This window comes from 'Chrysanthemum coronarium' phytoplasma (assembly GCF_000744065.1).
Lineage (GTDB): Bacteria > Bacillota_I > Bacilli_A > Acholeplasmatales > Acholeplasmataceae > Phytoplasma > Phytoplasma asteris.
Map to the genome: position 1 here is coordinate 1 of NZ_BBIY01000149.1, position 693 is coordinate 693.

The 693-nt window shown below is 29.3% G+C and carries 1 protein-coding gene; it reads right to left on the reverse strand.

The window, feature by feature from the left end; genetic code table 11:
* Positions 1-210: 210 nt before the first annotated feature.
* The coding region (locus tag OYV_RS04225) for a His/Gly/Thr/Pro-type tRNA ligase C-terminal domain-containing protein (RefSeq protein ID WP_042068481.1) at positions 211-693 on the reverse strand (483 nt) is incomplete at its 5' end.

Consider the following 693-nt stretch of genomic DNA (forward strand, 5'->3'; position numbering starts at 1 on the left):
TATTTAACACACTTCCTTAATTATAGCTTTTTTAGTATGAAATGTCAAGCCTAAAAGTTTTGAATAATTAAAAAATAGTGGTTGTGGGGGCAAAAATGTAAAAAATAAAATGTTTATAAAAAGAAATAAAATATTTGGAGAAATGATTTAGTATTAAATGTGTTGAAACTTTTTGGTTGGTTTTTATAACAAATCATTTTTAAAATAATTTCAATAAGCTCTAGCAAATAAGACAGTTTGAAGGGATTTTTTGTTAGTAACAGGGCAGTTAGCAGTAATTAAATTAGTTTCTAAAATAACTCTGGCAGTAGCTCCTGTTTCTTGTTTAATTTGCAATTCGGCATCAGTTCCTGAAATACTCATTGCTACATAACCACCTTGTTTGAGATAAGTTTTAAATTCTTCATAAGTGGTAGCTTGTTTGCGATTTTGTTCTAAATGTTGCAGTGCTTTTTGATACATGTTATTGTGGATGGTTTTAAATAATTGCGGGATTTGAGATGGCAAATCTTTGGTTTTGATATTTTGTTTGGCAAAGTTATATCTTTGAAAAATAGTAACTTCATCATTTTCTAAACCACGTTTGCCAATTTCTATACGCAAAGGAACACCTTTAAGTTCATATTGACTAAATTTCCAACCAGCAGTTTTGTCTTGTAGATCGAGATGAACGCGATAGTTTTTTTGAAGGAT